Below are 26001 nucleotides of genomic sequence, written 5' to 3' on the forward strand. Positions count from 1 at the left end.
TTCAGTTCTCCTCAGCCAGCAGTTCCATGACGTCGACGTCGGACAACCTGCGGAAGGCCCGGCGGGTTCCCCTGCTGCTTTCGGAGCCGCGGTCCAGCACGGCCACCTCCAGGGCCCTTGCCGGGAGCTCGGGCGACTCCTTGTCCGTCACTAGGCCCTTCACGGCGAGGCGGATGGCCGCCGCGAAGGAAAGATTACGGTGCCAGCCGGCCTCTACCGCGCCTGAGACTTTGTCGGCCTGCCCGCCCATCACGATGAAGCCGTGCTCGTCGGCGATCGAGCCGTCGAACGTCAGCCGGTAGAGGTGGTCGCGGTCCTGGGACGCTCCCACCTCTGCCACGGCTAGCTCCACCTCGAAGGGCTTCTGCTCCGCAGTGAAGACGGCACCCAGGCTCTGCGCGTAGACGCTGGCGAGGCCCCGCGCGGTCACGTCGTCGCGGTCGTAGGAATACCCGCGGACGTCGGCGTAACGGACCCCGGCCTGGCGGAGGCTTTCAAATTCGTTGTACTTGCCGACGGCCCCGAATGCGATTTTGTCGTAGATCTCGCCGATTTTGTGGAGCGAGGGAGACGGGTTTTCGGCCACGAGCGCGATGCCGTCCTCGCAGCTCACGACGATCACCGACCGGCCCCGCGCGATGCCCTTCCGTGCGAAGTCCGCACGGTCCTTCATCAGCTGTTCGGGTGAGACATAGAACTGCTGGGTCATGTCAGGCCTCCCGCCGGGCAGCTGCCCTGGACTCGATGATGGTCCCGGCGACGGCGGCGAGTTCGCGTTCGGCGACGCGCCTCGCGCCGGCACGGTTGACGGTGTAGACGACGGGCCACAGCTGGCGGACAGGGTCCGGGCCGCCGGTGGCCGAGTCGTCGTCGGCCGCATCGTAGAGGGACTCGACGGCGACCGAGACGGCTTCGTCCTCCATCAGGTTGGGGCGCCAGAGCTTCTTCAGGGCTCCGCGGGCGAACATCGAGCCGGAGCCGACGGCGTGGTGCTCCTGCTCCTCGTACCGGCCGCCGGTCACGTCGTAGGAGAACAGCCGGCCCACCCCGGCGGCGGTGTCGAAGCCGGCGAACAGCGGCACCACGGCGAGACCCTGCAGTGCCATGGGCAGATTTCCGCGGATCATCGCGCCGAGCCTGTTGGCTTTGCCGTCCAGGCTCAGCAGCGTTCCCTCGATCTTTTCGTAATGCTCCAGCTCAACCTGGAAAAGCCGCGTCAGGTCGATGGCGATGCCGGCCGTCCCGGCGATGCCGAGCACCGAGTACTGGTCTGCGGGAAAGACCTTCTCAATGTGGCGGCTGGCGATGATGTTGCCCATCGTGGCCCGGCGGTCACCCGCCATGACGACGCCGCCCGCATACGTCATGGCGACGATCGTGGTGGCGTGAGGCACCTGCAGCGGCTGACTTGCCGACGGGCCGAACTCGAAGGGACGGTTATAGGGAAGCAGTTCCGGACGGTCGCGTTGGAGATGCTCAGTGAACGACGACGTCGCGTTGGCGGCTACCTTGTTGGCTGTTGTCTCCTGCACTGGTGCACTCCTTCAACGTGGTGATTCAGCGGCTGTCCGGTACCTCAGGCCTCCGTGCCCGGTGCGGGTTGGCGGCGCTGCCGGACTACTGTCCGCCCTTTTGCACGAACGCCCGGACGAACTCTTCCGCATTGGATTCCAGGACGCCGTCGATCTCGTCCAGGAGATCGTCAACGCCCTGCGTTGATGCGGATGCCTGTCCCTCGGCCGGTGCCGGCGGTGCGGCGACTTCTTCCTCGACCTCGCTGTCGCGTGGCTGCGGCTGCTGTTGCTCCTGCCCTGCCATGTTCATCTCCTTCTTTCAGTCCCGCCGCTTCCGGCGGGACATCCTGTATGCCAATATTGCCACGCAAAGCGGCTCTTCGGGACGCTTTATGCCGGTGGCGGAGCCGGTGCTGATCCGAGCAGTTCCGCAAGGAAGGGACCGGCCTCGCGGTGCCGGGCAAACAGGGGCCCGGTCAGCGCTTTCGTGCCGCGCAGCGGCTCCCGCGTGGGGACGCGCTGCAGCCTGCCGTACCCCGGCACATCGAAGATCACCGAGTCCCAGCTGGCGCCCACCACGTCCTTGCTGAAGCTGCTGACGCAGCGTCCGCGGAAGTAAGCCCGCGTGTCCGACGGCGGTTCCGTCACCGCGGCGGCGATGTCGGCGTCGTTCACTATCCGCTGCATGCGGCCCCTTGCCAGCAGCCGGTAGTACAGACCCTTTTCGGGCCGGATGTCCGCCCACTGCAGATCGACCAGGCCCAGGCGGGCGTCGTCCCAGTCGAGGCCGTCGCGCTGACGGTACCCCTCCAGGATGGAGAGCTTGGCCAGCCATTCCACGGACGTGGCTGCTGCGGCGCGGTCGCTGTCCAGCTGCGTGAGTGTGGCGGCCCAACGGTCCAGCACGGCGTGGGTGTGGCCGTCGCCGTCCACGGCATCGGCAACGCCGGTGTCCTGCGCGAGCTTGGCGGCAGCCTCGTGATACATCCACTGGAGGTCCAGGGCCGTCACGCGGCGGCCGTCCAGCAGCCGGATCTTTGCGGTCAGCGAGGTGTCGTGGCTGACGGCCTGCAGGGCGGCCACCGGCTCGTGGACTTCAATCTTCGGAGCCAGGCCGGCCTCGATCAGGCTGAGCACCATCGCCGTGGTGCCGAACTTGAGGTAGTTGGACACCTGGCTGAGGTTCGCGTCGCCGATGATCACATGCAGGCGGCGGTACTTGTCCGCGGTGGCGTGCGGTTCGTCGCGGGTGTTGATGATGGGGCGGCGGATGGTGGTCTCAAGGCCCACTTCCGCCTCGAAGAAGTCCGCCCGTTGGCTGATCTGGTAGCCCGGGCGGGAGCTGTCCTGGCCGATTCCCACCCGCCCCGAGCCGCAGATGATCTGGCGGGTCACGAAGAACGGGGTCAGCCCGCGCACGATGTCGCCGAAAGGGACCGAGCGGGGCATGAGGTAGTTTTCGTGGCTGCCGTAGGACACCGACTTGTTGTCGGTGTTGTTCTTGTAGAGGTTGACGGCGGGGAGTTCGGTGTCGGCGGCCAGCCTCCGGACGGCGGACAGCGCCACGAGGTCCCCTGCGGCATCCCAGGCCACGGCGGCGGCCGGGTTGGTCACCTCCGGGCTCGAGTACTCCGGATGGGCGTGGTCCACGTAGAGCCGTGCCCCGTTGCCGAGGACCATGTTCATCAGGAGCGAGCCGGACTCGTCTTCGCCGTCAAGTTCAAGCTCGTCGCGTCCGTAGGCCAGCGCCACCGCCTCGGCATCAAGCACCGGAGGCTGGTCGGTCAGCTGGCTCGGATGGGCCTGCCCCCGTTCCAGGGTCCAGCCCCGGGCGTCATGCAGCGGCTCCTCATCCGTGTAGTCCCACCGGGTTTCGGCCCCGCCGGCGGCCCGGAGCCGGGTGACCTGCGCATAGGCCTGGACCACCCGCGCCGACATCATGGTGGCGTTGGCCCCCGGAGCGGACGGCGCATGGATGCCGTATTCGGTTTCCGACCCCATCACCCGCATCGCGCCTCCGGCGGGCAGGGCTCCCCCCTGCGCCAGCCCGGAACCGGCCGTCACAGGTACTGGCCCGTGCTGGGCATCGTCTCGATGGATTTGCCTGGCTCCTGCCCGGCCTTGCCCTGGACGATCGTGCGGATGTACGTGATGCGCTCACCCTTCTTGCCCGAGATGCGTGCCCAGTCATCCGGGTTGGTGGTGTTCGGCATGTCCTCATGCTCGCGGAACTCATCGACCACCGCGCGGAGCAGGTGGTCGATCCGCAGGCCCTTCTGCTGCGTGGTCAGCAGATCCTTGATGGCATATTTCTTGGCACGGTCCACGACGTTCTGCACCACTGCGCCGGAGTTGAAGTCCTTGAAGTACAGCATCTCGGTATCGCCGTTGGCATAGGTGACCTCGAGGTACTCGTTGGACTTTTCCGTGGAGTACATGGCTTCGACGGTCCGCTGGATCATGGCGTCGACGGTTGCCTGCACGTCGCCCTCGTGCTCGGCGAGGTCGTCCTCATGGAACGGAAGGTCGGGGGTGATGTACTTCTTGAAGATGTCGGCCGCCGCTTCCGCGTCGGGACGCTGGATCTTGACCTTCACGTCCAGGCGGCCGGGACGCAGGATGGCGGGGTCAATCATGTCCTCGCGGTTCGACGCGCCGATGACAATCACGTTGTCCAGCCGTTCCACGCCGTCGATTTCGCTGAGGAGCTGCGGAACGATGGTGGTTTCGACGTCGGACGAGATGCCCGTGCCGCGGGTGCGGAACAGGGAATCCATCTCATCGAAGAACACCACGACGGGGCTGCCGTCCGAGGCCTTCTCCCGGGCCCGGGAAAAGATCAGCCTGATGTGGCGTTCGGTTTCGCCGACGTACTTGTCGAGGAGCTCCGGGCCCTTGATGTTGAGGAAGTAGCTCTTCAGGTCGATGTTGCCGGAGCGTTCGGCCGCGCGGGCCGCGAGGGAATTCGCCACGGCCTTGGCGATCAGCGTCTTGCCGCAGCCGGGAGGGCCGTACAGCAGGATGCCCTTGGGCGCCTTAAGCCCGTGTTCGCGGTACAGGTCGGGGTGCAGGAACGGCAGCTCGATGGCGTCGCGGATCTGTTCGATCTGCGGGCCCAGGCCGCCGATGTCCTCGTACGTGATGTCCGGAACTTCCTCGAGGACGAGGTTTTCCACCTCGGACCGCGGGACCTTTTCCAGGGCATAGCCGGTGCGGGAGTCGATGGACAGCGCATCGCCCACGCGGAGCTTCTCCGCCAGGAGCGGCCCGGCGAGCCGGATCACGCGCTCTTCGTCCGCCCGGCCAAGGACCAGCGCACGGTCCGGGCCCAGCAGTTCCTTGAGCGTGACGAGTTCCCCGGCGCGTTCGTACCCGAGGCCTGCCACCACCAGGAGTGCCTCGTTCAGGAGGACTTCCTGGCCGACGGCAAGCTGGTTCATGTTGACCAGCGGGCTGATGCCCACCCGCATTTTCCGGCCGGCGTTGAAAATATCCACCGATTCCTCGGTGGCGGCCTGGCCGCTGCTGCCGGCGGTGGCCTGTCTTCTGGGGTTCAGCTGGAGGATGGTGCCGAAGCTGTACGGCGGCTGCCCCTCCTGGTCAAGGGCGTTCTTCAGCCTCAGGATTTCCGATTTTGCCGTTTCCAGCATCGCCACGAGCTTGGTGTTGTTCTGCGTGGCAGCCGCCAACTGACGGTCGATATGCCGCAGCTTATCCCGGAGGATGTTGACCTGCCGGTCCGCGACAGACAGCTCGTTGGCCGCCTGCTCGGCCGGCGTAGGTACGGAGTCGTTGTTCGGCGTCTCCATGATGCATCAGCCCCTTCCTGCACTTCTCTTAAGACCATAGCCCCAAGTCGGCGGGTACTGCTGACGACATCCGAAATGCGGACTAGTTTGTGATCTCCGGATCATCCTTGACGTTGGTGCCCGCGATGGCGTCCCTGGCCGCGCGCCGCAGTTTCTTGTCAGAAACCAGGCGTTCTCCCACCGCGCCCGGTGTCCAGGCGTTGACGTCCTCTTCGTTGAAGTCCGTCTTGGACGGGCGCCGCTTTACGGAGATTCCGGTGACGCCGTCGGCGAGACGGCGGGTGACCAGCAGGAAGCCGGTGTGGGCGACCATCCTGTGGTCCGGGCGTACCGCGAGGCCCTCAAGATGCCAGCCGCGGACCATGGATTCCCAGGCATCCGGTTCGGTGAAGCGGCCGTCCGCGCGGATGGCCTCGGCAGTGCGCGAGAGCTGGGTGACAGTGGCAACGTAGTTGATCCAGACGCCGCCCGGGGCGAGGACCGTGGCGACGGCGTCGAGGCATTCCCATGGGGCCAGCATGTCGAGCACCACGCGGTCGATCGAGCCGGGTTCTTCAGTCCGGACCACTTCCTCTTGGAAATCTCCCAGCGAGATTTTCCAGGCCGGATGCGGGCCGCCGAAGATGGTTTCCACGTTGCCGCGGGCGATCGCGGCGAATTCCTCGCGGCGTTCGAAGGAGTGAAGGTAGCCGTGGTCGCCTACGGCGCGGAGCAGCGAGATGGAGAGCGCACCGGATCCCACGCCGGCTTCCACCACCCTGGCGCCGGGGAAGATGTCCGCCATGGTGACGATCTGGCCGGCATCCTTGGGGTACACCACGGCGGCACCGCGGGGCATCGACAGGACGAAGTCGGACAGCAGGGGCCGAAGGGTCTGGTACTGCTGCCCCACGTTGTTGACCACTACGGAGCCGTCAACCTTGCCGATGATTTCGTCGTGGTTCAGGAATCCGCGGTGGGTGTGGAACGCTCCGCCGGCTTCCAGGCTGATCGTATTCATGCGCCCGCGCTCGTCCGTCAGCTGGACGCGTTCACCTTCGCGGAAGGGGCCTCGCCGCCGGGCAGCGCCGACCGGCTGATCCCCCGTGCCGGCCGTCCCGGCGTCCGGCTGGGCAGTGCTGGTCCCGTTGGCGGCAGATTCGCTGCTCATGAATATTCCTCGCTCCTGTAAAGCTGTGTTTGCCGTGCCCCGTAGCGGCGCGGCGGGGGTGCGCCGTTTATCGGCTGCCGATTTCACGACCGGCACGTAACTCTACCGGTTCCGGTCCTGCGGCCGGGTGTTTTAGCGGGTTGCCTTGCCTGTAATGACCGTCACCACGGTGGACTGGCGCAGGAGACCTGTGACCCGGCCCTTGTGGTCGATCACCGCATAATCGTGGCCCTCCAGCTGGGCGAGATACTGGAGTAGTTCCTGGCCCTTGGACCACTCAGGCACATAGGCCCCTGTCTCTTATACACATCTAGATGTGTATAAGAGACAGGGGGCTACGGCGCTGGCGGCGTGGCGGCCGCTGCCGACGCCGGAACCGCCGCCAGCGCCGCCGGGTCAACCACGCTGGTGGGCCTGCCGTCCGGTGCGTAGAGTACGACGGCGGGCCCGCCGCCCGCTGTCACCTGGAGGACGTCGGCGACAGTCGCCGATTCAGGAAGTCCGACCGCCGGTTCAGCCAGTGCTGCGGCGCTGACGAGGTGCAGCCTGCTGCGCAGGCGGCCCTGCTGGATGGAGGCGGAAGCGCCCATCCAGAGGAATCCGCACACCAGCACGGTAATGAGCATGGTGCTGGTGTCCGGTTCGCCTCCGCGGAGCAGCGGGAGGGCAACGAACCACAGGGCCAGTGCGATCACGATGATGCGCCCGCCCCAGCCCGCGGCGATGGTGCCCTTGGCGTGGCTGCCGGTGACCTTCCAGACGGCGGATTCCACCAGCCTGCCGCCGTCCAGCGGCAGCCCGGGCAGCACATTGAAGATGCCGATCACGAGGTTGGCCCAGAGGAAGATGTTGGTCAGGATGTCCGCCACGCCGGTCGGGTGGAGGGAAGAGACCACAAGCCAGGTCCCACCCGCCAGCGCGAAGTTCGCGGCCGGGCCGGCCAGCGCCACGAGCACGGAACGCCCTGGCGTGGCCGTGAAGCTCTCGAATTGGGTGTGGCCGCCCCAGAGGTTGAGGACGATCTTCTCGCTGGGCCAGCCGTACATCTTCGCCGTCAGGGCGTGGGCCAACTCGTGGACCAGCACCGAGATCAGCAGAAGCAGGGCGTAGGCGAAGGCCACGTAGTAGGCTCCGGCACCCAGTGCGGGGTTTCTGAACGCCAGCACAGGTCCGTAGGCGGCCACGGTGAAGGCGGCGATAACAAACCAGGAATAGGCAAGGATGACGGGAATGCCAGCAATCCTGCCCAGCGGGATGCCTTCGCCAAAGCTGCGGCGCCGGGGCCGCTGTCCGGTTGAAGCGGGATCAGACACGGGCTGGCTCCTTAGTTGACGCTGTCCAGCGTTGAGGCGCGGGCATGGGTCCCGTGCCGAAGCGCAACAAGCTCCTCAAGGTCTGCCACGGTGCGGTTTTCCAGGGAATCCCACATGGCCCGGCGGGGATCTTCGGGCAGCGGCACGATGTGCGGAATGGCGACCGTCACCGCTCCGGACGCCACGGCGGCCGCGACGCCGGGGGCTGAGTCCTCCAGGGCCACGCAGTGTGCCGCGGTGAGCCCGGGGTCTTGGCGCTGCAGCAGTTCGACGGCCTTGAGATACGCCTCCGGGTGCGGTTTGCCCTGCGTGACGGTGTCGCCGGTCACCAGGAACTCGAAGTAGGGCCGCGGAAGGCTCTCAACGATCTCCCGGGCGAGGGGTGTCTCTGACATGGTCACAAGGGCACAACGCACGCCGGCGGTGAAAAGTTCATCGAGGAGTTCGCGGGCACCGGGCCGCCACGGGACGTGGCGACGCACCCGGCTGATGACCTGCGCCGTCAGCGTGTCGATGATTTCCCGGACCTCCAGCTGCACGCCGGCACGCTGCAGGATGCCGGCGGAATGGACCAGCGATTGGCCTACGAGCTGCATGGCCTGCTCATGGGACCACGTTCCGCCATGGGCCTCAACGAGGCCGTGTTCGGCCTCAATCCAGTAGGGTTCGGTGTCGACGATGGTGCCGTCCATGTCCCATAAAACGGCTTTGAGCAGGGGCTGTGCGGCAGAAGATTGCATGGTCCCCAGTCTACGGGGCGGCTGCACGGCGCTTTCCCCGACGGGCCCCGCCTACGCCCTCGGCGAATATCAGCGGGACTGTGCGGCGTCCCGGGCCTCCCCGGCCGCCCGGCGCCGTTGTCTGTATCTATGGCGGTTCATTGAATGCATCGGGAACGGTTGTGGACGTAGGGTGAAGGGATGAATAGCTTCGACGACGGAGACACCACCGAACCGGCCGCCGAGCCTGAGACGGAGCAGCTGCTGCAGCCCGTTCCCGAGGGCCAGCGCATCACGGTGATGCTGGCTGCCTTCGAAGGCTGGAACGATGCCGGGGAAGCCGCCAGCGATGCGCTGCGCTACCTGAACAAGCTCTGGGGCGGCAAGAAGGTCGGATCCATTGATGCCGACGAGTACTACGACTTCCAGTTCACCCGGCCCACGGTCAGGCGCACGGCGTCCGGCGAGCGGAAGATCAAGTGGCCGTCCACCCGGATCTACAAGGCCAGCGCGCCCGGGACCAACGTGGACGTGATTTTCATCCAGGGCACCGAACCGTCGTACAAATGGCGGGCCTATACGGCAGAGCTGCTGGTTCATGCCGAAGCCCTCCACGTGGACTACGTGATCCTTGTGGGTGCACTGCTCGCGGACGTGCCGCACAGCCGGCCCATCCCGGTCAGCACCTCAACCGATGACAGCGCCCTGCGCGAGCGGCTGAACCTGGAGGCCTCGCAGTACGAAGGTCCCGTGGGCATCGTGGGAGTGCTCTCCGAGGTGTCCCTGCTTGCGGGCATTCCCACCGTGTCCCTCTGGGCCGCAGTGCCCCACTACGTGGCGCAGGCTCCGTCGCCCAAGGCCCAGCTCGCCCTCCTTAACCGCATCGAGGAACTGCTGCAGGTACCGCTTGATACCCATGAGCTGGCCGAGGAGTCCGATGCCTGGGAGCGCGGCGTCAACGAACTGGCCACCGAAGACCCGGAAATCGCGGCATACGTGCGGCAGCTGGAAGAAGCGAAAGACACCGCCGACCTTCCTGAGGCCAGCGGCGAGTCCATCGCCCGGGAATTCGAGCGCTACCTCAAGCGCAGGGGTAAGGATAAGCCTTAGGGCCTCGCGCCGGGTTATCCCTTAGAGCTCGACGCCGAGCAGCGAGTTGACGGCGTCGCTCACCAGGGCCCGGTCCGCGGCTGAAGCCGCATCTCCGCCTGCCAGCGCCAGCGCTGCCCAGCTGTCCACGGCCGCCAGGGCAGCGGGTGCATCAAGGTCGGCGGAGAGCGATGCACGCATGTCCGCCATAAGGGGTGCTGCCGACCCGGCGGGCGCCACTGCCAGCGCCGAGCGCCAGCGTTCGAGCCGTTCTTTGGCCTCCGCAAATCCTTCGGCCGTCCAGGACCAGTCCGAGCGGTAATGGTGTGCCAGGATGGCCAGCCGGATGGCTGCCGGTTCCTCGCCTGCGGCCCGCAGCTTGGACACCAGCACGAGGTTGCCCTTGGACTTGCTCATTTTTTCGCCGTCCAGGCCGACCATTCCGGCATGGGCAAAGTGCTCCGCCAAAGGCACGCCGGAGAGTGAGTAGGCGTGACCGGCGCCCATTTCGTGGTGCGGGAAGACGAGGTCCGAGCCCCCGCCCTGCACGGTGAACGGTGCGGGCAGGTACTTCTGGGCTATCACCGTGCACTCAATGTGCCAGCCGGGCCGCCCCTCCCCCAGTTGGCCGCCGTCCCAGCGGGGTTCGCCGTCGCGCGCAATGCGCCAAAGGAGGGGATCCAGGGCCTGGCGCTTGCCGGCACGGCCGGGATCGCCGCCGCGCTCCGCGAACAGCTCAAGCATTTCGGATTCCGGCAGGCCGGAAACCGCGCCCAGCGTCCAGGCGTCGACGGTGACGGCATGCTTTCCGGCGGCCTCGACGTCGTAATATACGTCCCCGTCTGGCTCGCCCGGTGTGCCGGTGACGCGGTACGCCAGTCCGTCCTGGAGGAGCTGCTCGATGGCGGGGACGATCAGCGGCATCGACTCGACGGCGCCGACGTAGTGGTCGGGCGCCAGCACGTTGAGCGCTTCCATGTCGGTCTGGAACAGCTCAATCTGGCTGGCCGCGAGCTCGCGCCAGTCAACGCCGGTAGCGGTGGCGCGTTCCAGCAGCGGGTCATCGACGTCCGTCACGTTCTGGACGTAGGAGACCTGCTGACCGCCGTCGCGCCAGGCCCGGTTCAGCAGGTCGAAGGCGACGTAGCTGGCGGCATGACCCATGTGGGTGGCGTCGTACGGGGTGATTCCGCAAACGTACATCGACTGGTCGCCGTCGGCCTGGAGTGTCACGACACCGCCGGCGGCCGTGTCATAGAGACGGAGGGCGGGCATGGTGCCCGGCAGTTCAGGAACGGGGCGGGATATCCAGGACTTCACAGCCCAAGCCTAGTGCTAGGCGCTGATGACATTGAAACCGAGCAGCAGATACAGCGCCAGGCCGAGGAAAATGCGGTACCAGACAAAAAGCCGGTAGCTGCGCGTGGAAATGAACTTCAGGAACCAGCCGATGATGACGTAACCCACGGCGAACGCAATGACCGTGGCCAGCGCCGTTTCGGGCAGGCCGAAGGGTCCGCTGACCCCGTCCTTGGACACCACTTTGAACAGCTGGTAGAGGCCGCTGCCGAACACGGCGGGAATGGCCAGGAGGAATGAGTACCGGGCAGCCGCCTCCCGTGTGTAACCCATGAGGAGGCCCGCCGTGATGGTGCCGCCGGAGCGGGACACGCCGGGGATCAGTGCCATGGCCTGGGCGAGTCCGTAGAAGATGCCGTGCTTGTACGTGAGGCGGGTGAGATCCCGGTCCTGCTTTCCGACCGCGTCCGCCACGGCCAGGATGAGGCCGAACACAATGAGGGTGGTGGCCACGATCCACAGGCTGCGCAGCACGGACTCGATCTGGTCCTGGAACAGCAGGCCCAGGACGATGATCGGCAGGCTGCCAAGGATCACAAGCCAGCCCATCCGGGCATCGGGGTCCTGGCGGGACACACGCCCCGTCAGGGATCCGAACCAGGCCTTCACGATGCGGACAATGTCGCGCCAGAAGTAGACGATCACAGCGGTCTCGGTGCCGAGCTGCGTGATCGCAGTGAAGGCTGCCCCGGGGTCCGCCGCGTTCGGCAGGAAAGACCCCACGATCCTGAGGTGGGCGCTTGATGAAATAGGGAGGAATTCGGTCAGTCCCTGCACAAGACCCAGCAGGGCCGCTTCAATCCAGTTCACGGTTCGACCCTACGTCATGATGCCGGTCGTTTCCCCGTAAGCTTGCTGCTATGCAGCAGCGTTACATCGGCAACAGCGGGCTACGATCATCGGCCCTGTCCCTCGGCACCATGACATGGGCCCGCGAAACGGATGACCAGGATGCCTCGGAGCTGCTGCGGACCTTCGTGGATGCCGGCGGCACGCTTGTGGATACGGCGGCCTCCTACGCGGACGGGCAGGCGGAAGCCTTGCTGGGCGCCTTGCTCGGCGACGTCGTCTCCCGAACGGAAGTGGTCATCTCAACCAAAGCCGGCGTGTCGCCGTCGGACGGACGGCAGAAGGTGGACGCGTCGCGGAACGCGATGCTCTCCGGGCTCGACGCCAGCCTCGCCCGGCTGGGGACCGACTATGTCGACATCTGGTTCGCCCAGGCGTGGGACCCCAATGTTCCCCTGGATGAGACTCTCTCCGCGCTGGAGTTCGCGGTCCGCAGCGGCCGTGCCCGCTACGCGGGCATCTCCAACTACAACGGCTGGCAGACGGCCAAAGCCGCGGCCGTGGCAGGATTCCCGCTCGTGGCCAACCAGTCGGAATACTCGCTGGTGCGGCGGCAGGCCGAGGCCGAGCTGATCCCGGCGGTCGAGGATGCCGGCCTGGGGCTGATGGCCTGGGCTCCGCTGGGCCGCGGCGTCCTGACGGCGAAGTACCGCGGCCATGTCCCGGCCGACTCTCGGGCTGCCGGAACCAGGCTTGCCACGTACGTGGAACCGTATCTGGAACAGCCGGCGTCGCGCGTCGTGGAGGCCGTTGCCATGGCCGCCCGCGGACTGGGCAGGTCGTCCCTGGATGTGGCGCTCAGCTGGCTGCTCACGCGGCACGGCGTGGCCACGGCCGTCGTCGGCGCCCGAACCCCGGTGCAGCTCAAGGAGATCCTGGATTCACAGCTGACGCCGCTGCCCGCGGAGATTGCCCGGGCGCTCGAGGACGTCTCCAGCAGCTCCCCGGCCCTCTAGGACCTGCTCAGTCCCGGGGCTCCGGCCAGGCACTTAAAGCTGGACTCAGTCCTCCAGGATCTCGAGATCCTCGTCGTCGTCCACTTCGTTGCCTTCGTCTTCGTCGTCTTCCTCGTCATCGAACACCTGGAGCGGCGTCACTTCGTTGTATGCCTCATAGAGGGCGTCCTCGTAGACTTCGAAAGCATCAGCAACTGCAAAGAAAGCAGCTTCCACGGAGGGGTCACCATCACCCCGGCGGTTTGAAGCTGCAACAAGATGTTCTTCCAAAGCGGCGGTCAAGGACTGAAGCGCGACACGCGGATCGATGCTCATGCCTTCACGTTAGCGGGAAAAGGACGAAAATGGAGAGCAATGAAGGAACATTTTCTGACCAGCTCGGTCCTGCGGGAACGGGACTACGTGAGGCAGTACGAGTACCTGGTACTGACGGTCAGTCCTGACGATTCACTGCCCGAAGCACGCCGCCGGCTGGTTGAACATTCGGAGTACGGCAAGTGGGAGTTGGAGCGCAGCAGGCTGTACGTGGGCGGCGGCAGACGTTTCTGGCTGCGGCGCCGGGTCACGCAGGTGCAGCGCACCGTATAGCCCTAGGTGCCCAGCCGGGCCCCGCGGAGCCCGTTCCCGGGCCTCGGGTGCAAGGCCCGGGTGCTAGTCCGCGAGCGGGCCGAGCCACGCGTTCGCAACCGTGTTGTGCGCCGACTCGTCATCCGACGGATGGAACATTCCGGCGAGCACATCGCGGTAGAGCCGCTCGAGCTCGGAGCCGCGGAAATAGCTTGAGCCCCCGGAGACGCGGATGGCCAGATCCACCACGGTCCGCGCCGTTTCAGTCGCACGCACCTTAAGTCCGACGAGCTTGGGGAACCATAGGCTTCCATGGTCCACCAGCCGGTCAACGTCTCTGGCGACCTCCGTGAGCTGGGGGGAGAGCGCCTCCATCGCCATGGCTGCTTCCGCCACCTTCCAGCGGATGTCCGGATCCTGGGCGAGGCTGCGTCCCCCGTTCTTGAAGGACGTCCTGCGCTTGGCAGCCTCGACCCCCAGGGCGAGGGCACGCTCGCCGATGCCGGCATAGACGCCGGCAAGGAGCGTCTCAAAGCACGCTAAGATGGCGAAGATCAGCGGATCCGCGTTGGGCCCCACCGGCAGCTTCCGGAAGATGCGGTCCGCCGGCACCCCGGCGCCGTCCAGCACGGTGGTGTTGGACTGGCTGGCGCGCATTCCCAGCGTGTTCCAGTCATCGACGATCCTGTACCCCGCCGCGCCGCGCTCCATGAACCCGTGCACCAGTTCGCCCTCGCCGCCGCGGGCCGCGCTGTCCTTGCCGAAGATCCCCAGGCGGGTCCAGGCCGGCGAGAGGCTCGTGAAAATCTTCGTGCCGGTAAACGTATAGCCTCCATCCGGGCGGGGCTTCGCTTCCGTCAGGGAATCGAAGAGGACAGAGTCGTTGCCGGCCTCGGAGTTCCCGAACGCGAAGATCTCCCCGGCTGCTGCTTCCCGCAGCACGAAGTCGAGCGAGGTGTCGCCCCTTTCGGCGAGGACACGCGCCACCCCGGTCCAGACCAGATGCATGTTGACGGCAAGCGCCGTGGCCGGGGCCGCCGTCGCCAGCCGCCGCTGGCACCTGGCGGCCGCTTCGAGACCAAAGCCCGCTCCGCCGTCGGACTCCGGAACAAAAAGCTTCAGGTATCCTGCAGCGGCGAGCTCCGCAAGATCTTCGGAGAAGAAGGCATTACTCTCGTCGTAGCCTGCGGCCCTGCCGCGGATGCGTTCGAGCAGATCGTCGGGCAGCAGCTGTTCGGCGTCCATGGGGCGGCGGCTCAGTAGTTGGTGAGCAGGGTGTTCAGGACCCTTGCGCCGAACTTCAGTGACTCGGCAGGAACCCGTTCGTCCACGCCATGGAACATCCCTGTGAAGTCCAGATCGTCCGGCAGCTGGAGCGGCGCGAAGCCGTAGCCGGTGATGCCCAGCTTGCTGAGGGCCTTGTTGTCGGTTCCGCCGGACAGCGTGTACGGCAGGACCTTGGCCCCGGGGTCCTCCGAGTGCAGGGCATCGATCATGGAGTCCACGAGGTTGCCGGAGAAGGGCACCTCGAGGGAGACGTCCTGATGCACGTAGCTGACGTCCACGCCGCTGCCGGCCAGCTCGCGCACAATTTCGAGCACCTGCTCCTGCTGGCCGGGAAGGGTCCGGCAGTCCACCAGGGCCTCGGCCGATTCGGGAATGACGTTGTGCTTGTAGCCGCCCCTCAGGAGGGTGGGGTTGGAAGTGTTCTGCAGCGTGGCGCCGACGAAGCGGGCCACGGTGCCCAGTTCCTTGAGCAGCATCTCCGGGTTGTCGGGATCGAACTCCACACCGGTGAGTTCCGTGACGCCGTCGAGGAACTGCCGCGTGGTGGCCGTCAGCTCGATGGGCCACTGGTATTCGCCGATGCGGGTCACGGCCCCGGCGAGGCGGGTGATGGCGTTGTCGGTGCTGATCTGCGAGCCGTGGCCTGCCCGGCCGTGGGCCACAAGCCGCAGCCACGAGATGCCCTTCTCCGCCGTCTGGAGAAGGTAGGTGCGCTGCCCGCCGATGGTGGCGGAGAATCCGCCTACCTCCGATATCGCCTCCGTGGCCCCTTCGAACAGCTCCGGGCGGTGCTTGACGGCGAACTGGGAGCCGTGGACGCCCCCGGCCTCCTCATCGGCAAAGAAAGCAAAGACGATGTCCCTCTTGGGCTTGCGGCCCGTCCGGGCGAAGTCCCGCAGGACAGACAGGATCATGGCGTCCATGTCCTTCATGTCCACGGCGCCGCGGCCCCAGATAAGCCCGTCCTTCAGTTCGGCGCCAAACGGATCCACCGACCATTGCTCCCGAAGTGCCGGAACGACGTCCAGGTGCCCGTGCACTACCAGCGCGCTTGCGGAGGGGTCCTCCCCCGCCAGCCGCGTGACCACGCTGGCCCGGCCCGGCTCCGATTCGAAGATCTCAGCTTCCAGGCCGACCTCGGAGATCAGGCCGGCCGTATATTCGGCGGCGGCCCGTTCGCCCGGCCCGGAACCGTCCCCGAAGTTGGACGAGTCGATGCGGATGAGCTCCTGGCAGATAGTGACGACTTCATCCTCTGGCCGGATGTGAGACATTGGTCACTCCTTATATCGTGGGGAATGCGGATTCAGGCGGCTGTGGCGGGTTGTGGCCACCGGAACGCGTAGGTTCAGCCTACCCAGTCGGCCCGATTCCATGTTTCCCCAAAGTTCGTGTTAGAGTTTTTCTCGCTGCTTCGGAGAGATGCGAAACGCTGAAAGGCGGAACGGGTCACCGAATTACCACCTGCGCGGGTGGCGGAATGGCAGACGCGCTAGCTTGAGGTGCTAGTCCTCGAAAGGGGGTGGGGGTTCAAGTCCCCCTCCGCGCACAAGAAAAACCCCGGGAAACCGGGGTTTTTTTGTGCCTTAAACCACGCGAACCGGGTTTCCAGCCACGCGAGTGTCGAAAAGCGACACCTCCAAGGGGGATCGCCGCATAGTGATGGCATGGCACAGATCGAAGCAAGAAAAAGAAAAAACGGTTCAATTACGTATTACGTCCGGTGGATCGATCCGGACACCAGGCAACGCATGACGCAGAAAATGGACTCCAGGGAGAGCGCCGAGTTCCTCCACACCGTCCTTACTGCCCACGGTGGTGACGTGGGAGGCGCACTGAACGCTGCCCGGGAATATTACGGCGGCGTCTACACGGTGACTCGCATGATCGAGGATCACATCGGATTGCTGACCAGTGCTAATGGCTACACGGTGAGGCGCTACAAGGCCAACCTCAAATCCCACATCGCGCAAACTTTGGGAACAACGGACGCCGCAAGAGTGGAGTACCGAGACATCGTCAGCTGGATCAAAGGGATGCAGGACAAGGGGTTGTCGTCAAAGACGATTGCCAACGTACATGGACTCATCTCGGCGGCCTTCAACGCGATGGTCAGAGACAAACGCCGACCCGACAACCCCTGCAAGGGTGTTTCCTTGCCAAAGAGCGAAGCAACGGAAGAGACGGCAACGTTCCTTACTCGAGCCGAGTGGGATTTGGTTGAAGGGGAACTCGCCGAGCCGTACAGGACATTCTTCACTTTCCTGATCCATACGGGCCTTCGGTTCTCGGAAGCAACCGCACTGGAGGCGAGGGATTTCCAGACCAACCCGTCTGGCCAGCATGTTGTGAACGTGGTGCGTGCATGGACGAAAGACGAAGACAACGTTTCGTACATCGGGCCCACGAAGACACGTCAGTCCAAGCGGACGGTAGCGCTGACAGCGGGTGCATATTCACTGATTCACCCACTGCTGACAACCGCGAAGGCAGGGTCCCCAGTGTTCCTGAACACCGCCGGGAGTCACATGGATCACCGGCGAGCGTGGGGTGTCTGGGACCGGGCCGTCGTGAAGGCTAAAACAAAAGGTCTGACGAAACGTCCTCGTATTCACGACTTGCGTCACTCCAACGCATCATGGTTGCTGCATGCAGGCTTGGATATTTATAAACTCCAAAAGCACCTCGGGCACAAGTCCATCACAACTACATTGGATCGGTATTCCCATCTGTTGCCTGAGGCCCTCAGCGACACGACAGCCGCCATGAACAGGGCATTTGGTAGCGGAGCATGAGCACGGTTCCACTGGGCGGCGTAGGCGGCCTTTCTGGGTCGCGGAGCCCTATAGCCCGCGTTCCGCCACGACTCTACGGGTCGAATGCTGCGGTGCCCTGCCCCGCGAGAATCCCGGCAGAGGAGGGCGAGTCCTTTCTACGCTTTCGACTCGGACCCGCCTGAAGCACGGGGGACGGTTATAGGGCCGGGGGATGTATTGCGGTGCGTCAGCGGCTTGCGGTCATGCAATCAAGGCAACAACGCCCCCAGGTAGGAGCAGGACATGGAATCCGACGGCTCTGGCGTTCCCCGCTGGGCGACTCCTGGTCACAATGATGTCTGCGGCTGCGGCCGCCAGCATCCACATAGCATGTGCCGTGGGGAGCTGGCTCACGTAGCAAAGAGTTGGCGGCGTGTGCAACGGTCTGGGGCACATCTAAGGATTGCCACAGGCAGCCGTTTCGGCAGGGATACGCCGACATGGACGGTGGACCTTGCCCATCGTCGAGGGGAATCCAGCACTGCCGCCTGGTTGGGGGAAAATACAGTTGAGCGCCAAAACCGTGAGGCAAGGCGGGCATGTCCGTGCCGGTGCCACGGCATGAAGACGTCCAGCGGGCCGCTTCCCGCGGCCGGATCACCTGGAAAACCAGACTTGGTTAGCAAACGGAACCTTGGATACTGCAGCTGGCCGCTGATGTAGATGACCTGTCCTAGCCTTGCCCGGTGTACGTGACGGAGTCGTAAAGGGCCAGAGCCCCGAGTCCTCGTCACTCACCTGCCTTAATGTCGTACCCACTCTTTAGCCTGCTCCCATGACAAGCGAAGCATTCAATCGAGAAAATGGGGCCTTCCGGATCCGAACGGCCACCGGTTCGCCATATCTTTTGGATCTGTCGGCCAGCTCGCTGACTCGATTCGTTGCAGCCGTCGAACCTGCTGTGGATCACCTTGACGCCGGGATGAGCTGCCTGCGACGCGACGGACAGCCCCTCGCGGTGCACCAAGTTCTCCGACTCGAAGTGGGCCTGCCGGCGCTCTTCATATTGCAAGTGCATACAGGCGATCCGAATATCCCGACTCTACGAACCACGAGTCGCGTAGTAGCGATAACACCACTGTCTGACCACGAGGAAGGCGAGCGGGCATTGTGACCACTGCGGAAGAGTTTTACCTCCATTACAGCCGACAAGGAAGCGCCGGCTGGTTTGGCCGCTTGGGGCGGTTGAGGCAGGCCATCATTCAATGCGACGGCCCGGCAGTACTCGACATACTCAAGTCGCGGTGCACCATCGATCCCGAAGATCCCGGTGCCTGTTGGATCTGGACAGGAGCCAAGCGTTCCGGCTACGGGTTCATCGGCCGCGGGCCCACCAACCGATTGGCCCACCGGGTCTCGTGGGAGGCCATCCGTTCCTTTACTGAAGAGCTGGGGGCTCTAAGCGTTCATCACAAGTGCGGAGTCCGGCTTTGCATTAATCCTCAGCACCTGGCCGCTGTAACTCATCTCGAAAACATCGCGGAGATGTTTAGTCGGAAGCAATACGAACGCCGGATCCATGAACTGGAGGAGGCTCTTCGCCAGCTCGATCCCGATCACCCTCTCCTGAGACGTTTGCCGAAGCCGCTCCCGCCGGAAGAGTGAAGGGGACTAGGATGGCTCCTGTGACGCCGGCGCTGCCTTCCGCAGAGGGTTAGTTTCTCTTATGGTGTCTATTCTTTATGCGGGACAAACACTACGAATGCCGGATGATGCAGATGCCGACCGGCTGGCCGACGTTCTCCTGGACTCCTATGCCTCGGGAAGTTACTCCTGGCTAGGGGTAGATGTGGCGGGGACCCCGTAAGACACGTTCGGCTGATGGTCGGCCCCGGAATCCCCGTCGCCATCATCAGCGACGAAATGGCCGCGATGGAAGCTGCGGATTAATGCTGAGAAGAATTTGCCAACCGTTCGGTGAGATGACAACGGTCGCTGGCGTCAAAGATAGCCCAGAGAGGCATCCAAGGGTATGACCGAAGACGAGATCGGTCCGCCCCTTGCCGTGGTAGGTGATTGGCATGGCCAGCAGGGGTGGGCGCTGGCTGCAATAAGATCCGCTGCGCGCGAGGGCGTGAAACATATGATCCACGTCGGGGATTTTGGCCTTGACTGGCCGGGGGCAAAACGCGGGCGTTACGAAAACAGACTGAACAAGGTCTTGGCTGAACACGCGGTTTCGCTCACCCTGTCTATTGGTAACCATGACAACGTCTGGACTGCAAAGCGGCTCCCAGTTCAGGAAGACGGTCTTGCCACTTTCCAGGGCAACATCAGGGTGCTACCCCGCGGCGGGCGAACAACCATCCAAGGCCTGCGGATAGGCGGACTGGGAGGCGCGTTGTCAGTGGACAAAGCATGGCGTACGGAGGGCAAAGACTGGTGGCCCAACGAGGAGCCCACCGTTGAGGAAGCAGAACGCCTCATCGCCGGCGGCCCCTTGGACATTCTGATCACTCATGATGCTCCCGCCGGCGTACCGGTCAGCGGTATGTTCAGTCTGCCCGCAGAACTGATTGAGCAGGCAGATCGCACCAGAGTTCTGCTCCGCAATGTTGTTGACGAATTGGCCCCGCCCCACGTGTTTTGCGGTCATTGGCATCAGAGGGTCACACACTCGATTACGCACATCGACGGACGCGTGACCCGTGTTGACGTTCTCGACCTGGAAAACAGCCGGGAAGGCAACGGTGTTCTAGTTTGGCCTGGTGAGGCTCCGCTGCGCATTGGGCCTCTCATAATTCGGGGCCAGTAAGGGTGCTTCCCAGTCCTTCTTCACTCATGAATCGGAATCCGCTGAGAGGCCCCTGCTCGCGCACAGTCTCGACCCGGCCTCTAATCCGAAAATGGAGGTGCGTTTGCTAATCCGAAAATGGAGGTGCGTTTGCTGTGGCCGGTGCGCGTTGGGGTGTCCGTCGTGGTCCGGGCGCGCCTCCGACCTGGCCCGCCGCAAACGCGCCGCCAAAGACCGGGGCCCGAACGTCGTGGAACGCCATGAGAGGCCATCGCCACTATCGAGAAACGCCAGCGCGGCGAGTCCGCCCTCGGACCCGTCGATCCCAAGATCGCTGAGATCCGGATCGAGTCACATCGGAAGGCGATCCGTCGCCACAAAGCCGGACTGGATCAAGTGCCTGTGGTGAATGTGGTTGCCCCGGTAGCGCGCCGCGTCGCACGGGAAGACCGCCGAAGGGAACAGCGCAAGACGTAACGCACTGCCGTGCAGCGTACGGCAGGCTAACATTCAGCGACTACTACTTTTGCCGCAATCTGTCGGCCGTTACTTCTTGGGGGAACCGTGTCCATACGCAAGACAATTCAGAGCGCATTCATTGCTGCCGTCTTGCTTGCTCTCACTTCATGCGGGACGCCGTCCCAGCCAGTGAGCGACCAGACGGCTGCCGCCGCCTCTCCGATTTCCAGTGACCAGGAAACGGCTGATGTCCCTTTGACCACACGGGACCTGTTCGAGCTCTACTGCCAGGACCCTAACGGCGTATCAGGTTTCTTTCCGGGCCTGGAAGAAGCCTGGGCTGAAGCCAAGAAGGGCAACGTCCAGTCCTGCTACGCGAAGGAAGCAGCCGGGGACAGAACGGTCGTCCTGACCGAGGAAGACCAGAAGACGACCTCCATCATTGCTCAGGAGGGTCAAACGCCGGATGATGCCGTGCTGCACGGCCTTCTTGTCGGGATCTGCGCGACTTGGAACAAGTCCGAGGCAGCCCAACGGACCAGCGTCCAGGGTCACGACGAGGTTCGGGCGGCATTGATTGTCTGTCCGGATTCTCCTTTTGCTGACGCAATGCAGGCCCACTTGAAGACGCCTGCAGTCGCAGCCCCTACTGCAACGCCTCAACCGACCGTAGAGGCGGTTCCTGAAGTGACGCCCACGACCGAGGCGCCGAAGACCCGGAAGATCACCTACATCGTGGAAGCTACCGGGCCCATAAGCCTGATCACCTACTCGAATTTCATCAACTCAAAGATGGGGCAGGAACAGTCCTCCGGCGAGGTCACTGGCACTGTAAAGAAGACCTACGAATTCCCCGAGGAGGCTTTCGCCGGCATGCAGCATGGCAGCTTCTGGTCCCTCGGTGTGAGTGCCCAGGCTGGGGCCGGGACGACGTCGATTACCTGCCGGATACTGTCCGACGGCCACGAAATGTCCAAGCAAACCTCCACAGGTGAGTACGCCGTGGTGACCTGTAACATCGGCGCATAGATAGGTTCACCGACACACCCGCTGCTCTTCCGCTGATTGTCGGTGGCCGGTGCCACCATCGAGGTATGAGCATTCCCACGGTGGAAGCAGCGATAAATGAGCTCATGGACTGGGCCTGGCGTCCGGTCGAGGAGCTGCTCACCCGACGCGGTCTCCTGGGCGACGGGCTGGTCGTCGAGGACTACACCGGCATGATGTCCTGGCTTGAAGGAGGCACCCGGTTCACCGTGGTGCACTCGGCCTCTGTCGCCGTTCTGTTCGTGGACACGACACGTGTCGATGCCATAGCCTTCCACCGCGACCTCCTCGGAGCCGAGGACCCGAAGAAGTTCTTCACCGTCGACTAGTTCCTGCCTGGCCCGATGAGGCTGAAACGTGACGCCGCACACATAAGTGTCAAGAGCACCATCAGCGTCACGGAAGGCCTGGGGGCCATGACACTCGAACACACGGAACTCAGCAGCCTGGTCAGCGAAGCGGACCTGGCTGAACTCGCCTCTCTCGCGGCGGCCGTCAGCGACGGCATGGACAGGATCAAGGAGCTTCACCCGGCTACAGCTGGAAGTGGACCGATGAGATCGTCTGCCGTGGCTGCGGGGACTCACTGGAAATCCCCCTGCTGAGGAGCACTAACCCTGTCGTGCCGCACCAGCGCCCTTGCCGATCCCGGTGAGGGCGCTGCTTCGTTCTGCACGCATTGCGGTCAAATCACCGAGCGAGAAGAATCACCCGTCTTCACATCCTGCTCAGTACGACCAAAGCGTTGGCCGGCAAGCGCACCTCGATCCGCCCGTCCTGGCTGAGCAGCGCGGCACCGAAGTTACCGACGTCCGATCCGCCATAGAACCTCGAGTCGCTGTTGAAGACCTCCCGCCACTGCCCGGGGCCCAGCCGGTCCACCGAACTCTGGATGATGTAGCCCGCATCAAACGGCCGGGTATTCAGGGACGCGACAACCAGCTCACGGGTTGCCCCATCGCTCCGTGTGAAGGCGATGATCCGGGCGTCATCGGAGGCATGGATGATGTCGATGTTTCGTGATCGGAAGCCCGGGCTGGAGCGGCGCAGCCTGATCAGGTCCTGATAGTAGCGGAATAGGTTCGCTCCCAGCCGGTGGCGTTCACCCAGAATATCTTCCCGGCCCTGCAGGATTTGGTTGTGTATGAAAGGCGCCCGGGCTCCGATCTCCTCGCCCATGAGAAACATCGGCGTGCCAGCCGACAGGATGCTGATCCCGGCGACTAATCTTGTCCGCGCTTCCGCAGCGTCCCGAGTCGGCCCGAACAGGGAGGCGTCATTGACGGCCACCCGGATCGTGCGCATGGTGTCGTCGGAATTTCCGGCCTCATCATGGGACTCGTGGTAGACGATCCGTGCTTCCCCTGAACTGGCGAGTGATCCGGAGAGCTGGCTCAACGGCACCGGATCGTCCGTCCCGAACCCAACGCGGTGGAGCACCCTCGCCTTGTCCAGCTGATTATTCGCGTCACCGATCAGGTCGTGGTAGAGCCTGGCGTACCAGGCCGCATTGAATCCCATCCCCGCCATATCCGTGGGCTGTGTCACCGCGGACCAATCCGAGTGGTCTTCTGCTATGCGCATGACGGCCGGCCGAATGAGATTCAGTGTGCGGCTCCACTCGCGCAGCAGCTTGTGGCCGTAAGTTTTCGCTGCCCCAATTTCGACACGGTCGATCTCCCGGCGCTGATCGCGGTGGATGGCTTCGACGAGATCCACACGGAAGCCGTCGACGTGGAATTCCTCCGCGAACTCAGCCGCGCTGCTGGTGAACATCTGACGGACGTTCTCTTCCCACAGCCGCGGGGTCCACCCAGTTGACCCGTTCCACAGGTATCCGTTTTTCGGATCTGCGTGGTCAGTGGACCGGCCCTCGTACCAGTAGTAGATGTTTTGCTCAGGCAGTTCGGAGTCGTACTGCCACTCCGCCCGCTCAGCTTCACTGTCGAAGTGGTTGTAGACGACATCCTGGATGACCGCGATCCCGTTGCGGTGGCATTCACGTACGAAATGCTTGTACTTGTCGCGTCCGCCGGCGCTGGACTCGATGACGAAATGGTGCGTGTCCCCGTAGCCCCAACCGAGCGTCCCGTGGAATTCGGACACAGGGAGCAACTCGACTGCGTTGACGCCGAGGGACACCAGATGAGGGATGAAGTCCATGGCGTCCTGCAGGTTGCCTGCGTCCGGCCGGTTGTAGCCCAGCGAGCCTATGTGGAGTTCGTAGATCACCAGTTCTGTGAGCCTTGAAGGCACCGGATTCCCGGAGGCGAACTCGCTGGACCAGAACTCCTCGTCGGTGATCTGAGTCGGCGGGTTGGTGGCCGGTTCGAATTCTTTCCGCACCACGTCCTGGTCGATGACGACACTGCAGCTGACGCCGCCGTCGAGAGTGGCCGGGTTTCCGTCCCATTGCGTGAGCTTCGGGTTTTTGTCGCCCCGTCCGATCTGCCAGCGGGAATGGATGTCGGTCCGCATCCTCGTGGCGCCCTCCGCGTTTTCGATGCGATACATGTAGGGGAAGCCCACGTAGGACTGGAAGCCCGGCTGCGGAACGCTGGCCCAGATGCCGCCGCCGATGTCGTGGAGGGCTATGGCAGGCTGGTTCGAGTCAATGCCCGTCCCGTCGTCGGCGATGTAGCCGTTGTTCTTCTTCCCGAAGACGACCTCAACCTTTTTGGCGTTCGGCGCCCAGACGGCGAACCGGATGCACTCCCCGCCGCCCTGGTAGAACTTCTGGGCTCCCAGGAACCGGCTGAGCGTCAGGTAGTAGGGCGCTGTGGCCTGTCCTCCGGCCTCCGGCAGGATCGTGTGGCGTTCCGGCCTGATCACGCCCAGGCCCGAGTCCTCAGTGGGGATCCCCCACTGGTTCCCTCCCGCAGGTCCGTCCAGTCGGACACCCCACCGGATCTCTTGGCCGGCCAGAACGTCGTCGAAGTTCACATTGAGTTCGAAAGCCGGGCAGCCGTCCTCGGCGGTGATGTCCTGCATCGGTATATCGCCCCAGCTGTTCCATGTTCCAGACAGCCGGGCGTTATGGAAAAGGCCTGTCTTGATGCCAGTGAAGTAGATGAACCGGACAGTAATCATTGGGGTCCCCGATCGTCGTTGATCCTGAGGCGCCCCAGCCCGACAGGCACTAGGGTGCTCTGGCACCGAGCGGACTGTCAATGGACAACTTGTGGGGGCGAGCTCCCGCCTGCCGTACCGGTGAGGGGGACGGCCGTTCCGCACACATGAGCCCGCGGTCACCGCTGGCGCAGTGCTCAGCTACTGACAGCAGCCGATGACAGCTAAGGACGGACTGCCTCAGCCAAGCTGTCCAGCATGTCAGCCGCGTGGTAGACATCCCCGTCGCGCATGATGTCCGGCACGGTGAACTGCACAGTTATCAGGACGCCGTTCTTCACTGCCGTGTAGAAGTTCGTGACGATCGTGTCTCCCCCGGCGATCTCGTGACTGACCGGGACTCCGAGTGTCCCTGCTGTGCTGACCGGAGCGTCGACACTGTGCCCGGTTGAATGAACTTTGTCGGTCGACGTCTTGACTGTCACCTCAGGGCAGCGGTCAACGAGAGCCGCCATGGCACGCTGCGCACTGTCGACGGCATCGGCCTCCAACCCCGACAGGAGGCTCACCACCAAGGGACCGCTTGCGTCCTCGCCCGTGTACCCAACGAGGACAGCCTCGGCTTCGGGCAGGTCCAGGGCGTTGGCCAGTGTCAGGTCAGGACAGGAACTCGGCTGTGCGACCCCTTCTTCCTTCAGACCGTCGAGCGCTGTGAGTGACTTGCGGATCTGTTCGGACCTCATGAGTTGAAGCGGGGCACCATCGAATGGAGGGGCGCTGTCCAGGATGCGCACTAGGTCCGCCTCCGTGCGGTGTCTCGTTCCGTTGTTCTGCACGGCCGTGCAGGAACTCAATGCGATGGCCAAGGTTGCTGCCATGGCCAGGAAGCGGCCCGTGTAATCCCTCATCGTCCCCCAACGGTCGAGGTGGCACGCTGCCCACCGACATGCACATTATCCGACACGCGCCATGGCGGGAAGGGAGTTTCGCAGGCCGCCGGGCGATCGCCCGAGCCGAAACCACACTGGACGGCGCCGCCCGATAACTGCCGGACGACCGGAGGTTATCGCCCTCGCCAGCGCCCGTTCCGCACCGCCGACAGGTGGTGCGTAATGGATGGGCCAGGCAGCTCCTCCACGTAAGCCGACCCCGGTGCCGTTAGTCTTGCCCAGCGGAATCACGACGCGTTGCTAGACGAGGAGATCCATGCCTGAGCAGGCAGATGTGCTCCGGGACCACAAACCAATGCTCCATTGGCCGCGCC

Annotated in this window: 23 protein-coding genes, 1 tRNA gene and 1 pseudogene; 10 read left to right on the forward strand and 15 right to left on the reverse strand. The window is 64.3% G+C overall.

Going from position 1 to position 26001, the window contains the following annotated elements; genetic code table 11:
* Window position 1 precedes the first annotated feature (1 nt).
* The 8 genes and pseudogenes from prcA to B1A87_RS06845 form a co-directional block, all read right to left on the reverse strand.
* Complete coding sequence (prcA, locus tag B1A87_RS06810; protein ID WP_078027786.1) at window positions 2–709, reverse strand: proteasome subunit alpha; 708 nt, start codon at window positions 707–709, stop codon at window positions 2–4.
* 1 nt (window position 710) lies between these two features.
* A complete protein-coding gene (prcB, locus tag B1A87_RS06815) occupies window positions 711–1532 on the reverse strand; it encodes a proteasome subunit beta (protein ID WP_078027785.1) in 822 nt (273 codons plus the stop codon).
* A gap of 85 nt (window positions 1533–1617) precedes the next feature.
* Complete coding sequence (locus B1A87_RS06820) at window positions 1618–1818, reverse strand: ubiquitin-like protein Pup (protein WP_056627453.1); 201 nt, start codon at window positions 1816–1818, stop codon at window positions 1618–1620.
* Between the two features lie 86 nt (window positions 1819–1904).
* Window positions 1905–3524 carry a depupylase/deamidase Dop gene (gene dop, locus B1A87_RS06825; protein WP_139362764.1) on the reverse strand — a complete coding sequence of 540 codons (1620 nt, stop codon included), beginning with the start codon at window positions 3522–3524 and terminating at the stop codon, window positions 1905–1907.
* Between the two features lie 50 nt (window positions 3525–3574).
* Entirely contained in the window at window positions 3575–5323 is a 1749-nt protein-coding gene (gene arc, locus B1A87_RS06830) for a proteasome ATPase (RefSeq protein WP_078027783.1), read from the reverse strand.
* Between the two features lie 82 nt (window positions 5324–5405).
* Window positions 5406–6473, reverse strand: coding sequence for a tRNA (adenine-N1)-methyltransferase (locus tag B1A87_RS06835; protein WP_078027782.1), 1068 nt, complete (start codon window positions 6471–6473; stop codon window positions 5406–5408).
* A 132-nt stretch (window positions 6474–6605) separates the two neighbouring features.
* Window positions 6606–7786 (reverse strand): annotated as a pseudogene (locus B1A87_RS06840) (site-2 protease family protein).
* Between the two features lie 11 nt (window positions 7787–7797).
* Complete coding sequence (locus B1A87_RS06845) at window positions 7798–8526, reverse strand: HAD family phosphatase (RefSeq protein ID WP_078027780.1); 729 nt, start codon at window positions 8524–8526, stop codon at window positions 7798–7800.
* 180 nt (window positions 8527–8706) lie between these two features.
* On the opposite strand from B1A87_RS06845, the gene B1A87_RS06850 reads away from it, so the two are divergent.
* Entirely contained in the window at window positions 8707–9615 is a 909-nt protein-coding gene (locus B1A87_RS06850; protein ID WP_078027779.1) for a PAC2 family protein, read from the forward strand.
* A gap of 21 nt (window positions 9616–9636) precedes the next feature.
* Here B1A87_RS06850 and mshC read toward each other — a convergent pair whose 3' ends face one another.
* Window positions 9637–10914, reverse strand: coding sequence for a cysteine--1-D-myo-inosityl 2-amino-2-deoxy-alpha-D-glucopyranoside ligase (mshC, locus tag B1A87_RS06855; protein WP_078027778.1), 1278 nt, complete (start codon window positions 10912–10914; stop codon window positions 9637–9639).
* 15 nt (window positions 10915–10929) lie between these two features.
* Window positions 10930–11763 carry an undecaprenyl-diphosphate phosphatase gene (locus B1A87_RS06860; protein WP_078027777.1) on the reverse strand — a complete coding sequence of 278 codons (834 nt, stop codon included), beginning with the start codon at window positions 11761–11763 and terminating at the stop codon, window positions 10930–10932.
* Window positions 11764–11813: 50 nt separating this feature from the next.
* Here B1A87_RS06860 and B1A87_RS06865 point away from each other — a divergent pair, with 50 nt between their 5' ends.
* Window positions 11814–12758 (forward strand): aldo/keto reductase, encoded by a 945-nt coding sequence (locus B1A87_RS06865; RefSeq protein WP_078027776.1) that lies wholly within the window; start codon window positions 11814–11816, stop codon window positions 12756–12758.
* 45 nt (window positions 12759–12803) lie between these two features.
* Here the strand turns inward: B1A87_RS06865 and B1A87_RS06870 are convergent, their stop codons facing one another.
* Window positions 12804–13073, reverse strand: coding sequence for a hypothetical protein (locus B1A87_RS06870; protein ID WP_078027775.1), 270 nt, complete (start codon window positions 13071–13073; stop codon window positions 12804–12806).
* A 39-nt stretch (window positions 13074–13112) separates the two neighbouring features.
* On the opposite strand from B1A87_RS06870, the gene B1A87_RS06875 reads away from it, so the two are divergent.
* A complete protein-coding gene (locus B1A87_RS06875; RefSeq protein WP_078027774.1) occupies window positions 13113–13346 on the forward strand; it encodes a DUF5703 family protein in 234 nt (77 codons plus the stop codon).
* A gap of 63 nt (window positions 13347–13409) precedes the next feature.
* Here the strand turns inward: B1A87_RS06875 and B1A87_RS06880 are convergent, their stop codons facing one another.
* Together B1A87_RS06880 and B1A87_RS06885 are read right to left on the reverse strand one after the other, a co-directional pair.
* Window positions 13410–14570, reverse strand: a complete 1161-nt coding sequence (locus B1A87_RS06880; protein WP_078027773.1) for an acyl-CoA dehydrogenase family protein — start codon at window positions 14568–14570, stop codon at window positions 13410–13412.
* 11 nt (window positions 14571–14581) lie between these two features.
* Window positions 14582–15886 (reverse strand): M20/M25/M40 family metallo-hydrolase, encoded by a 1305-nt coding sequence (locus B1A87_RS06885; RefSeq protein WP_078027772.1) that lies wholly within the window; start codon window positions 15884–15886, stop codon window positions 14582–14584.
* A gap of 192 nt (window positions 15887–16078) precedes the next feature.
* Here B1A87_RS06885 and B1A87_RS06890 point away from each other — a divergent pair.
* The 7 genes from B1A87_RS06890 (at window position 16079) to B1A87_RS06920 (ending at window position 22273) form a co-directional block, all read left to right on the forward strand.
* A tRNA-Leu gene (locus B1A87_RS06890) sits at window positions 16079–16161 on the forward strand.
* A 118-nt stretch (window positions 16162–16279) separates the two neighbouring features.
* Window positions 16280–17407: a site-specific integrase gene (locus B1A87_RS06895; protein WP_078027771.1), complete on the forward strand. Its 1128-nt coding sequence runs from the start codon at window positions 16280–16282 to the stop codon at window positions 17405–17407.
* A 1131-nt stretch (window positions 17408–18538) separates the two neighbouring features.
* Complete coding sequence (locus B1A87_RS06900) at window positions 18539–19033, forward strand: HNH endonuclease (RefSeq protein ID WP_185982257.1); 495 nt, start codon at window positions 18539–18541, stop codon at window positions 19031–19033.
* A gap of 367 nt (window positions 19034–19400) precedes the next feature.
* Window positions 19401–20183: a metallophosphoesterase gene (locus B1A87_RS06905; protein WP_078027768.1), complete on the forward strand. Its 783-nt coding sequence runs from the start codon at window positions 19401–19403 to the stop codon at window positions 20181–20183.
* 627 nt (window positions 20184–20810) lie between these two features.
* Entirely contained in the window at window positions 20811–21650 is an 840-nt protein-coding gene (locus tag B1A87_RS06910; RefSeq protein ID WP_139362759.1) for a hypothetical protein, read from the forward strand.
* 65 nt (window positions 21651–21715) lie between these two features.
* On the forward strand, window positions 21716–21997 hold the full coding sequence (locus B1A87_RS06915) for a hypothetical protein (RefSeq protein WP_078027766.1): 282 nt from the start codon (window positions 21716–21718) through the stop codon (window positions 21995–21997).
* A 15-nt stretch (window positions 21998–22012) separates the two neighbouring features.
* Window positions 22013–22273 carry a hypothetical protein gene (locus B1A87_RS06920; RefSeq protein WP_078027765.1) on the forward strand — a complete coding sequence of 87 codons (261 nt, stop codon included), beginning with the start codon at window positions 22013–22015 and terminating at the stop codon, window positions 22271–22273.
* Window positions 22274–22385: 112 nt separating this feature from the next.
* Here B1A87_RS06920 and B1A87_RS06925 read toward each other — a convergent pair whose 3' ends face one another.
* Together B1A87_RS06925 and B1A87_RS06930 are read right to left on the reverse strand one after the other, a co-directional pair.
* Window positions 22386–24659 (reverse strand): alpha-amylase family glycosyl hydrolase, encoded by a 2274-nt coding sequence (locus B1A87_RS06925; protein WP_221937551.1) that lies wholly within the window; start codon window positions 24657–24659, stop codon window positions 22386–22388.
* A gap of 302 nt (window positions 24660–24961) precedes the next feature.
* Window positions 24962–25645 (reverse strand): hypothetical protein, encoded by a 684-nt coding sequence (locus B1A87_RS06930; RefSeq protein ID WP_078027763.1) that lies wholly within the window; start codon window positions 25643–25645, stop codon window positions 24962–24964.
* Window positions 25646–26001 lie beyond the last annotated feature (356 nt).

The sequence above is a fragment of the Arthrobacter sp. KBS0703 genome (assembly GCF_002008315.2).
Lineage (GTDB): Bacteria > Actinomycetota > Actinomycetes > Actinomycetales > Micrococcaceae > Arthrobacter.

What these genes read in the sequence shown, in the direction of transcription:
- arc (WP_078027783.1), bottom strand. Translation starts at nt 5,323, where the DNA reads ATGGAGACGCCGAACAACGACTCCGTACCTACGCCGGCCGAGCAGGCG.
- B1A87_RS06845 (WP_078027780.1), bottom strand. Translation starts at nt 8,526, where the DNA reads ATGCAATCTTCTGCCGCACAGCCCCTGCTCAAAGCCGTTTTATGGGAC.
- B1A87_RS06865 (WP_078027776.1), top strand. Translation starts at nt 11,814, where the DNA reads ATGCAGCAGCGTTACATCGGCAACAGCGGGCTACGATCATCGGCCCTG.
- prcA (WP_078027786.1), bottom strand. Translation starts at nt 709, where the DNA reads ATGACCCAGCAGTTCTATGTCTCACCCGAACAGCTGATGAAGGACCGT.
- B1A87_RS06835 (WP_078027782.1), bottom strand. Translation starts at nt 6,473, where the DNA reads ATGAGCAGCGAATCTGCCGCCAACGGGACCAGCACTGCCCAGCCGGAC.
- B1A87_RS06850 (WP_078027779.1), top strand. Translation starts at nt 8,707, where the DNA reads ATGAATAGCTTCGACGACGGAGACACCACCGAACCGGCCGCCGAGCCT.
- B1A87_RS06875 (WP_078027774.1), top strand. Translation starts at nt 13,113, where the DNA reads ATGAAGGAACATTTTCTGACCAGCTCGGTCCTGCGGGAACGGGACTAC.
- B1A87_RS06925 (WP_221937551.1), bottom strand. Translation starts at nt 24,659, where the DNA reads ATGCAGGACATCACCGCCGAGGACGGCTGCCCGGCTTTCGAACTCAAT.
- B1A87_RS06930 (WP_078027763.1), bottom strand. Translation starts at nt 25,645, where the DNA reads ATGAGGGATTACACGGGCCGCTTCCTGGCCATGGCAGCAACCTTGGCC.
- B1A87_RS06820 (WP_056627453.1), bottom strand. Translation starts at nt 1,818, where the DNA reads ATGGCAGGGCAGGAGCAACAGCAGCCGCAGCCACGCGACAGCGAGGTC.
- B1A87_RS06895 (WP_078027771.1), top strand. Translation starts at nt 16,280, where the DNA reads ATGGCACAGATCGAAGCAAGAAAAAGAAAAAACGGTTCAATTACGTAT.
- B1A87_RS06905 (WP_078027768.1), top strand. Translation starts at nt 19,401, where the DNA reads ATGACCGAAGACGAGATCGGTCCGCCCCTTGCCGTGGTAGGTGATTGG.
- B1A87_RS06920 (WP_078027765.1), top strand. Translation starts at nt 22,013, where the DNA reads ATGAGGCTGAAACGTGACGCCGCACACATAAGTGTCAAGAGCACCATC.
- B1A87_RS06915 (WP_078027766.1), top strand. Translation starts at nt 21,716, where the DNA reads ATGAGCATTCCCACGGTGGAAGCAGCGATAAATGAGCTCATGGACTGG.
- B1A87_RS06880 (WP_078027773.1), bottom strand. Translation starts at nt 14,570, where the DNA reads ATGGACGCCGAACAGCTGCTGCCCGACGATCTGCTCGAACGCATCCGC.
- dop (WP_139362764.1), bottom strand. Translation starts at nt 3,524, where the DNA reads ATGCGGGTGATGGGGTCGGAAACCGAATACGGCATCCATGCGCCGTCC.
- B1A87_RS06885 (WP_078027772.1), bottom strand. Translation starts at nt 15,886, where the DNA reads ATGTCTCACATCCGGCCAGAGGATGAAGTCGTCACTATCTGCCAGGAG.
- B1A87_RS06870 (WP_078027775.1), bottom strand. Translation starts at nt 13,073, where the DNA reads ATGAGCATCGATCCGCGTGTCGCGCTTCAGTCCTTGACCGCCGCTTTG.